Consider the following 8,762-nt stretch of genomic DNA (forward strand, 5'->3'; position numbering starts at 1 on the left):
TCTACGGCCTGACTAACTAGAACGAAATGAACCGTTATTTCGTTCTAACTTCTTGTTTTGGCGCATAATGTTATCCAAAAAGTCTGCAACTTTTTGGCATCATGCTTGAGGGGGTGACACAGCCATGCTCGATCCGATCGTGAACTTCTTCACCCGCATTTTCCAGTGGATCGGCCGCGGTATCGGGCTTTTGATCGGCGTCATCCTGTGGCCGTTCCTGTGGGCCGGACGCTGGTACACGCAACGCGGCTGGATCCTCAAGGCGGCGGTCGGCCTTGCTCTGCTGGTGCTGATCGGCCTCTATGCCAATTTCTTCTACGCCACCCAGTGGTGGAACAATTTCAACCCGAACTATCCAGACACCTACACGTTCGAGAAGCGCAATGTCTCCGCTGGCGAACAGGTCTCCGCCGGCGCCGGCACCGACACGGCCAAGACCTGCGGCAACTCCGGCATTGCCCAGATCGCCGCCGACCTGACCGACTTCAACGTCAACCAGAATGCCTGGATCTCGTCGATGATCCTCTACAAGCTCGGCCTGTTCGGCATCGACTGGGACAACACGCCGTGGATGGACAACAAGGCCTCCTTCCAGCGCGGCATCAACCAGGCGGTGCGGCGCACGGCGACTGAACTCGCCGACAATCTCGGCCGCGTCCGCACCACCTCGCAGATCGACAGCGATCTGCAGAATGCCCGCGGCAACCTGCAGTTCGACGAGGAGACCTGGTATTTCGGCCTGAACCCGTTCGGCCCCAAGACACCGACGCCGAGCTACTATCGCGACGCCGTGCGCATGCTGCGTTCCTTCAACGCTCGCCTTGCCACCTGCCAGGCGACATTCGACGCCCGCGCCGACAATCTGAAACAGTATATCGACCGCATCTCGTCCGACATCGGCTCGACCTCGGCGATCCTCAAGGAACGCGCCGAGAACCACAACAATGGCTGGTTCGACTTCCGCGCCGACGACCGCTACTGGTTCGCCTATGGCCAGCTCTATGGCTATTACGGCCTGATGAAGGGCGCCCAGGCCGACTTCGAGGACGTCATCAAGGAAAAGCATCTGCAGAACCTCTGGGACACGATGGACTCGCAGTTCGTTTCGGCGCTGAAGATCCAGCCTTTCATCATCGCCAATGGCCGCGAGGATGGCTGGCTGTTGCCGACGCATCTGACGACGATGGGCTTCTATGTGCTCAGGGTGCGCTCCAACATGGTCGAAATCAGCAACGTTCTGACGCAGTAGCGCTGTTCCATTAGGGACCAGGCGATGGCGAATTTGCGCCGTCGCCTCTGTCGCATTCCGTGCATTGTGCGGCTGTTTTGAGACGGCGGAACGACGCGTCCTCTGGCTTCTATACGGCGCGGCAACGGAGCCAGGAAGAACCGACGACAGGTCGGCCGGTCCGCAGAAGAATTTTCTCAAGAGGAAACATAGTTGCATACAAGTTGACGCCGCGGCAGCGACAGGGTTAGAACATGCCCGCGCCCGGTTCCAACCTGCTTGCCAGTAAGACCAAACCCGTCCCCTCCACCGTCCAATCCAGAGGAAAGCCGTCATGGCCGAAGTGAAGTCCGACATCGAGATCGCGCGCGGCGCCAGGAAAAAGCAGATCCAGGAGATCGGCCAGAAGATCGGCATCCCGACCGAACACCTGCTGCCCTACGGCCACGACAAGGCCAAGATATCAGCCGAATTCATCAAATCGGTGAAGGGCAACAAGGACGGCAAGCTGATCCTCGTAACCGCCATCAACCCGACGCCGGCCGGCGAAGGCAAGACCACGACCACGGTTGGTCTCGGCGACGGCCTGAACCGCATCGGCAAGAAGGCGATCGTCTGCATCCGCGAGGCTTCGCTCGGCCCGAACTTCGGCGTCAAGGGCGGTGCCGCCGGCGGCGGCTATGCGCAGGTCGTGCCGATGGAGGACATGAACCTCCACTTCACCGGCGACTTCCACGCCATCACCACCGCGCACAACCTGCTTTCGGCGCTGATCGACAACCACATCTACTGGGGCAATGAGCTCGGCATCGACACCCGCCGGGTCGTCTGGCGCCGCGTCATGGACATGAACGACCGCGCGCTGCGCGAGATCATCTGCTCGCTCGGCGGCGTCGCCAACGGCTTCCCGCGCGAGGGCGGTTTCGACATCACCGTCGCCTCGGAAGTCATGGCGATCCTCTGCCTGTCGACCGACCTGAAGGACCTGGAAAAGCGCCTCGGCGACATCATCGTCGCCTATCGCCGCGACAAGTCAGCCGTCTATGCCCGCGACCTCAAGGCCGACGGCGCCATGGCTGTGCTGCTGAAGGACGCCATGCAGCCGAACCTGGTGCAGACGCTGGAGAACAACCCGGCCTTCGTGCATGGCGGGCCGTTCGCCAACATCGCGCATGGCTGCAACTCGGTCGTCGCCACCACGACGGCGCTCAAGCTCGCCGACTACGTCGTCACCGAAGCCGGCTTCGGCGCCGATTTGGGTGCTGAAAAGTTCTTCGACATCAAGTGCCGCAAGGCGGGCTTGAAGCCGGCAGCGGCGGTCATCGTCGCCACCGTGCGCGCCATGAAGATGAATGGCGGCGTCAAGAAGGAAGACCTCGGCAAGGAAAACGTCGAGGCGGTGAAGAAGGGCTGCGCCAACCTTGGCCGCCACATCGAGAACATCAGGCAGTTCGGCGTGCCGGCGGTGGTTGCCATCAACCATTTCTATTCCGACACCGACGCCGAGATCCAGGCGATGAAGGACTATGTCGCCTCGATGGGCGAAGAAGCGATCCTGTGCAAGCACTGGGCACACGGCTCGGCCGGGATCGAGGATCTTGCCAACAAGGTGGTGGCACTGGCCGAATCCGGCGCCTCGCAGTTCGCCCCGCTCTATCCCGATGCCATGCCGCTGTTCGAGAAGATCAACACCATCGTCCAGCGCATCTATCGCGGCTCGGAAGCGATCGCCGACAAGTCGGTGCGCGACCAGCTCAAGGCGTGGGAAGACGCCGGCTACGGCCATTTGCCGGTGTGCATGGCCAAGACCCAATATTCCTTCTCGACCGACCCGAACCTGCGCGGCGCGCCGACCGGCCACACCGTGCCGGTGCGCGAGGTCAGGCTTTCGGCCGGTGCCGGCTTCGTCGTCATCATCTGCGGCGAGGTCATGACCATGCCGGGCCTGCCGAGGGCGCCGTCCTCGGAAAAGATCTTCCTCAATGAGGCCGGCAATATCGAAGGCCTGTTCTAAAATCCTTCAATTCAAACAGAAAGGGCGCCGCAGCGATGCGGCGCCCTTTCTGTTTTTTCGGATAGCCCTAAGCAGCGCTGCGCGACAGCGCCCGCTGGTTGGAGCCGAAGATCGTGTCGCGCTCCGGCAGCGCGCCGGTCTGCAGGCACTCGACCCATTCGGCGGTCTTGAGCACGGCGGCGAAGCGCGACTGCAGGATGATCGTGACCACGCGATGGATCTCCTCGGCCGAGGCGTAGCCGGCGCTGTTGGCGTAAGGCACCGAGCCGGTCGCATCCGACAGGAACTCGACGGCAAAGCCCATATGCACGGCGTGGATAATGGTCGACAGGTCACAATTATGCGTCATGTAGCCGACCACCGTGATCGTATCGATGGCATTGGCGCGAAGCCAGTCTTCCAGATCAGTGCCGGTGAAGGCGGAGGGCAGGTTCTTTTCGACATAATGGTCGCGCTCGCGCCTGGCGATTTCGGGATGCAGTTCGCCGCCGTGACTGCCCTTGGCGAAGATCGGCGAGGTCTCGGGCGCCATCTGCTTGACGACCACCACCTTGATGCCGGCAGCAGTCGCTGCATCCATGGCGCGTGCCACATTGACGACGCTGTCGCGGAACGGCGGATGCTGGATGGCGAGATTGCCGCCGTCGTAATCGTTCTGCACATCGACGACGATCAGCGCCCGGCGCGGCGCGGTGTTGGCTGGGTCAGACATGGTGTTTCCTTTCCGGCTTGAATTCGATGGATGGAAGATAGGCGGGCTGCCAGACAGCCGAAAGTGGCCCGATTGACATCATTCGAAAGAATTGGGACAATCCGCATTCAACCGCTGGAAGCACCCATGAACGACCCGATCATTGCCGTCCTCGCCTTCGACGGCATCAGCCCGTTCCATCTTTCCGTACCGTGCCTGGTCTTCGGCGAGGACAGGACGGCGCTTGGCCTGCCGCGCTTCGACTTCCGCATCTGCGCGGTCAAGGCCGGGCCGATCCATACCGAAGCCGGGCTGACAATTGCCGCGCCGCATGGGCTCGAAGGGCTCGACGGCGCCGATATCGTCATCATCCCGAGCTGGCATCATCTGAGCGAACCGGTATCGCCGCTGCTGATGGAAGCGCTGCGCCATGCGCACCAACGCGGCGCCTTGATTGTCGGCCTGTGCCTCGGCACCTTCGCCATTGCAGCGGCCGGGCTGCTTTCGGGCCGACGTGCCGCGACGCACTGGGCCTATTGCGAACAATTGCAAACACTCCATCCCGACATCGCTGTCGATGCCGCGGTGCTCTACGTCGACAATGGCGATGTCGTGACCTCGGCCGGCGTCGCCGCCGGCCTCGACTGCTGTCTCCACATCGTGCGCGCCCGCTATGGCGCGGAAGCAGCACTCCGGCTCGCCCGCCAGATCGTGCTTTCTCCGCACCGGCAGGGTGGGCAGGCACAGTTCATCGAGCATCCGGTGGCAAGAAGCGCGGACGCCGACCGCTTCACCCAGGCCCTCGACGCGGTTCGCGCGACGCTTGGCGAGGCGCATAGCCTGGACCGCGTCGCCGAGGCCGCCGGCCTGACCCGCCGCACCTTTACCCGTCGCTTTCAGAAATCGATCGGCGCCAGCTTTGGCGATTGGCTGACCAGCCAGCGGATCGAACTGGCGCAGCGTTTGCTGGAAGCGACGGAGAAATCGATGGACATGATCGCCTTCGAAGCCGGCTTCGGCAGCGCCACCTCGTTGCGTCAGCATTTTGCCGCGAGACTGAGGACATCGCCGGCGCAATACCGGCGAGAGTTTTCCAGGCGAGGCGATCAGGAAGAGCGCATGACGTATGTCCTGTCGTCCTGACCTGTTCAGCCCCGCTTGACCGGCCGCGCCGGATTGCCGATCACCGTGGCGTTCGCCGCCACGTCGCGCGTCACCACCGCACCGGCGCCGACGATGGCGCCTTCACCGATGCTGACGCCGCCAAGGATGACGGCTGAGCCGCCGATCCAGGCATTGGCGCCGATCTCAATCGGTCGGGCGATCTCCAGTCCGGCCTGCCGCCCACTGGCCTCCTTGTGGTGCTCGGCGCAGTAGATCTGCACGTTCGGGCCGAGCAGCGTTGCCTTGCCGATGCGCACGCTCGCCGTGTCGAGGATGGTGCAGCCGGCATTGAGAAACACGCCGTCGCCGAGAAAGATGTTGAAGCCATAGGCGCAGTGGAACGGCGCCTCGATACGGGCGCCCTCGCCGGCTCTTCCCAGCAGTGCCTTCAGAGCCGGCCCGAGATTGCCGCGTTGACGAGGCGGCAGCAAGTTGTGCTCGAACACCGCATCGCGCGCTATCATCCGCAACGACTCCAGTTCGTCATCGATGCAGGTATACCATTCGCCGGCCACCATCTTCACGCGCTCGCTCTCAGCCATGATGCGGTCTCCAGTTCACGTCCTTGCAAAGCACAAGTGCAGCCAAAAGCGCCGATGCCAGTACTGGTCAAATATTGGACCTATGGTAGCCTGTGACTCAAGGCCGTCTTGGCCCGTGATCGAGGGGGATCGACCATGCTCTACATTCTCGCACTTCTGATCGGCGTCATTGCCGGTCTTCGCGCCATGACGGCGCCGGCCGCCATTGCCTGGGGCGCTTATCTCGGCTGGCTGACGGTTGCCGGCACCTGGGCGAGCTTCATGAGCCATTGGGCGGCTGTCGGCATCTTCACCATCCTGGCCATTGTCGAGTTGGTCACCGACCAGTTGCCGTCGACGCCGAGCCGTAAAGTACCCCAGCAATTCGGCGCCCGCATCGTCATGGGCGCCTTCACCGGCGCGGTGATCGGCGCGACAGGCGGCGCCACCATCGGCGGCCTGATCGCGGGCGCCATCGGCGCTGTCATCGGCACGCTGGGCGGCGCCGAAGCTCGCGGCCGGCTCGCGGCCGCCTTCGGCAAGGATCCGCCCGCCGCCTTTATCGAGGACGCGGTGGCGATCATCGGCGGCCTGCTGATCGTAGCGGCGGTGGCATGACGACGAAAATCTTCGACGCCATCATCATCGGTGCCGGACAGGCTGGCCCTCCGCTGGCCGGGCGGCTGACGGCCGCCGGCATGAGCGTCGCGCTGATCGAGCGCAAGCTGGTCGGCGGCACCTGCGTCAACACCGGCTGCATGCCGACCAAGACCATGGTCGCCAGCGCCTATGCCGCGCATCTGGCGCGCCGCGCCGCCGACTATGGCGTGACGCTCTCCGGGCCGGTCGGCGTGGATTACAAGGTGATCAAGGCGCGCAAGGACAAGGTCACAAACGACGCTCGCGGCAATCTCGAGACCTGGATTGCCGGCATGGACAAGTGCACCCTCTATCGCGGCCATGCGCGTTTCGAATCCCCCAACACGGTGCGCGTCGGCGACGATCTGCTGACCGCCGAAAAGATCTTCCTCAACACCGGCGGCCGCGCCTCGGTGCCCGACCTTCCCGGCATCCACGACATCGACTATCTGACCAACTCGTCGATGATGGATCTCGACGTGCTGCCGCGCCATCTCGTCGTCGTCGGCGGCAGCTACATCTCGCTCGAATTCGCTCAGATGTTCCGCCGCTTCGGCGCGGAAGTCACCGTCGTCGAGAAGAGCCCGCGCCTGACCGGCCGCGAGGACGAGGATGTCTCCGCCGCCATCCTGTCGATCCTCGAAAACGAAGGCATCGCGGTCCATGTCGGCGCCGACGACATTGCCTTCGCCAGACAGGGTGACGACATCGCCGTGACCTTCTCCGCCGGCAAGCCACCGGCGGTCGGCTCGCATGTGCTGCTGGCGCTGGGGCGCACGCCCAACACCGACGATCTCGGCCTGGAAAGGGCCGGCGTCGAGGTCGACAAGCGCGGTTTTGTCACCGTCGACGACCAGCTGCGCACCAGCGTGCCCGGCATCTGGGCGATGGGCGACTGCAACGGCAGGGGCGCCTTCACCCACACCTCCTACAACGACTACGAGATCGTCGCCGCCAATTTGCTCGACAACGATCCGCGGAGGGTCAGCGACCGGATCGAAGCCTATGCGCTCTACATCGACCCGCCGCTTGGCCGCTGCGGCATGACCGAGGCCGCAGTGAAGAAATCCGGCCGTCGCGCGCTGGTCGGCCAGCGGCCGATGACCCGCGTCGGCCGCGCTATCGAAAAGGGCGAGACGCAGGGTTTCATGAAAATCCTGGTCGATGCCGACACCAGGGAGATCCTCGGCTGCTCGGTGCTCGGCCCCGGCGGCGACGAGGCTATCCATTGTGTGCTCGACCTGATGTACGCCAAGGCGCCCGTCGACACGCTGGCGCGTGCCGTGCACATCCATCCCAATGTTTCGGAGTTGCTGCCCACCATTGCCCAGGAGCTGAAGCCGCTGGCGTGACAGCCCGTTGAAGACCCATTTTAAAGCTCTTCCTTTTCTGCATCGCTGCAATGCAGCAATGCAGCTTGCGCACGGTGGCGTGCTTCGCGGAGTCTGGAATTGAACCGATTCAGTCTGGACGCACCATGCCCTTGCCGATCCTTGCGCTTGCCATTGCGTCCTTCTGCATCGGCACCACCGAATTCGTCATCATGGGCTTGCTGCCTGAGGTCGCCGCCGACCTCGGCGTGTCGATCCCCGCGGCGGGCCTGCTGGTTACCGGATATGCGCTGGGCGTCGTCTTCGGCGCCCCGATCGTCGCCATGGCCACTGCGCATTTGCCGCGCAAGCCGGTGCTGGTCGGGCTGGCCGTGCTGTTCGTCGTCGGCAATCTGTTTTGCGCCATCTCGCCCAACTACTGGACGCTGATGGCCGCGCGCGTCTTCACCGCTTTCGGCCACGGCGCCTTCTTCGGCATCGGCTCGGTCGTTGCCGCCAGCCTGGTGCCGCGCAACAAGCGCGCCAGCGCTATCGCGCTGATGTTCGCCGGGCTGACGCTGTCCAACATCCTGGGTGTTCCCGCCGGAACCGCACTTGGCGAAGCGTTCGGCTGGCGCTCCACCTTCGTTGCCGTGGTCGGTATCGGCCTGATCTCGGTGGCAGCGATCGCCTGGTTGGTGCCGTCCGATGTCGCCGAGCCAAGCGGTGGCGGCCTGCGCGGCGAGCTGCGCGTGCTGGGCAAGCTGCAGGTCTGGCTGGCCATGCTGATCGCGGCGCTGACCTCCGCAAGCCTGTTCACCGTCTTCACCTACATCAAACCCTACCTCACCGAGGTATCGGGCTTGTCGACCTCGGCAGTCACGTGGGTTCTGCTGCTGTTCGGCGCGGGCATGACCATCGGCAACATCATCGGCGGCAGACTGGCCGACTGGAAACTGATGCCGACAGTGATCGGCACCCTGCTGCTGATGGCCCTGCTTTTCGTTGGATTCAGGCAGTTCGGCGCAATCGCCAGCGTTGCCATCGGCATCGTCTTCCTGTGGGGCCTGCTCATCTTCGTCGTCGTGCCGCCGTTGCAGATCCGGGTCGTCGAGGCGGCCTCCGAGGGACCGAACCTTGCCGCCACGCTGAACCAGGGCGCCTTCAATATCGGCAATGCCAGCGGCGCCTGGAT

The 8,762-nt window shown here is 63.7% G+C and carries 8 protein-coding genes; 6 read left to right on the forward strand and 2 right to left on the reverse strand.

The genetic code is table 11. The features are described from left to right. The first annotated feature begins 124 nt into the window (after nucleotides 1-124). Together EN932_RS21525 and EN932_RS21530 are read left to right on the forward strand one after the other, a co-directional pair. On the forward strand, nucleotides 125-1,249 hold the full coding sequence (locus EN932_RS21525) for a DUF2333 family protein (protein WP_013529949.1): 1,125 nt from the start codon (nucleotides 125-127) through the stop codon (nucleotides 1,247-1,249). Between the two features lie 313 nt (nucleotides 1,250-1,562). Continuing rightward, complete coding sequence (locus EN932_RS21530; protein ID WP_013529948.1) at nucleotides 1,563-3,242, forward strand: formate--tetrahydrofolate ligase; 1,680 nt, start codon at nucleotides 1,563-1,565, stop codon at nucleotides 3,240-3,242. Between the two features lie 67 nt (nucleotides 3,243-3,309). Here EN932_RS21530 and EN932_RS21535 read toward each other — a convergent pair whose 3' ends face one another. Next, nucleotides 3,310-3,954, reverse strand: coding sequence for a cysteine hydrolase family protein (locus EN932_RS21535; RefSeq protein WP_127370304.1), 645 nt, complete (start codon nucleotides 3,952-3,954; stop codon nucleotides 3,310-3,312). Between the two features lie 126 nt (nucleotides 3,955-4,080). Between EN932_RS21535 and EN932_RS21540 the strand changes: the two genes are divergently transcribed. After that, complete coding sequence (locus EN932_RS21540; RefSeq protein WP_024504530.1) at nucleotides 4,081-5,076, forward strand: helix-turn-helix domain-containing protein; 996 nt, start codon at nucleotides 4,081-4,083, stop codon at nucleotides 5,074-5,076. A 5-nt stretch (nucleotides 5,077-5,081) separates the two neighbouring features. On the opposite strand, the gene EN932_RS21545 is transcribed toward EN932_RS21540, so the two are convergent. After that, nucleotides 5,082-5,639, reverse strand: a complete 558-nt coding sequence (locus EN932_RS21545) for a sugar O-acetyltransferase (protein WP_127370074.1) — start codon at nucleotides 5,637-5,639, stop codon at nucleotides 5,082-5,084. A gap of 135 nt (nucleotides 5,640-5,774) precedes the next feature. On the opposite strand from EN932_RS21545, the gene EN932_RS21550 reads away from it, so the two are divergent. The 3 genes from EN932_RS21550 to EN932_RS21560 all read left to right on the forward strand — a co-directional run. Further along, complete coding sequence (locus EN932_RS21550) at nucleotides 5,775-6,236, forward strand: membrane protein (RefSeq protein ID WP_027162181.1); 462 nt, start codon at nucleotides 5,775-5,777, stop codon at nucleotides 6,234-6,236. Then, nucleotides 6,233-7,609: an FAD-containing oxidoreductase gene (locus EN932_RS21555; protein WP_127370073.1), complete on the forward strand. Its 1,377-nt coding sequence runs from the start codon at nucleotides 6,233-6,235 to the stop codon at nucleotides 7,607-7,609. The genes EN932_RS21550 and EN932_RS21555 overlap by 4 nt, the downstream gene beginning before the upstream one ends. Nucleotides 7,610-7,734: 125 nt before the next feature. Continuing rightward, a partial coding sequence (locus EN932_RS21560; RefSeq protein WP_164890563.1) for an MFS transporter occupies nucleotides 7,735-8,762 on the forward strand: 1,028 nt, incomplete at its 3' end.

The organism is Mesorhizobium sp. M7A.F.Ca.US.002.01.1.1, from assembly GCF_004022955.1.
GTDB lineage: Bacteria > Pseudomonadota > Alphaproteobacteria > Rhizobiales > Rhizobiaceae > Mesorhizobium > Mesorhizobium ciceri.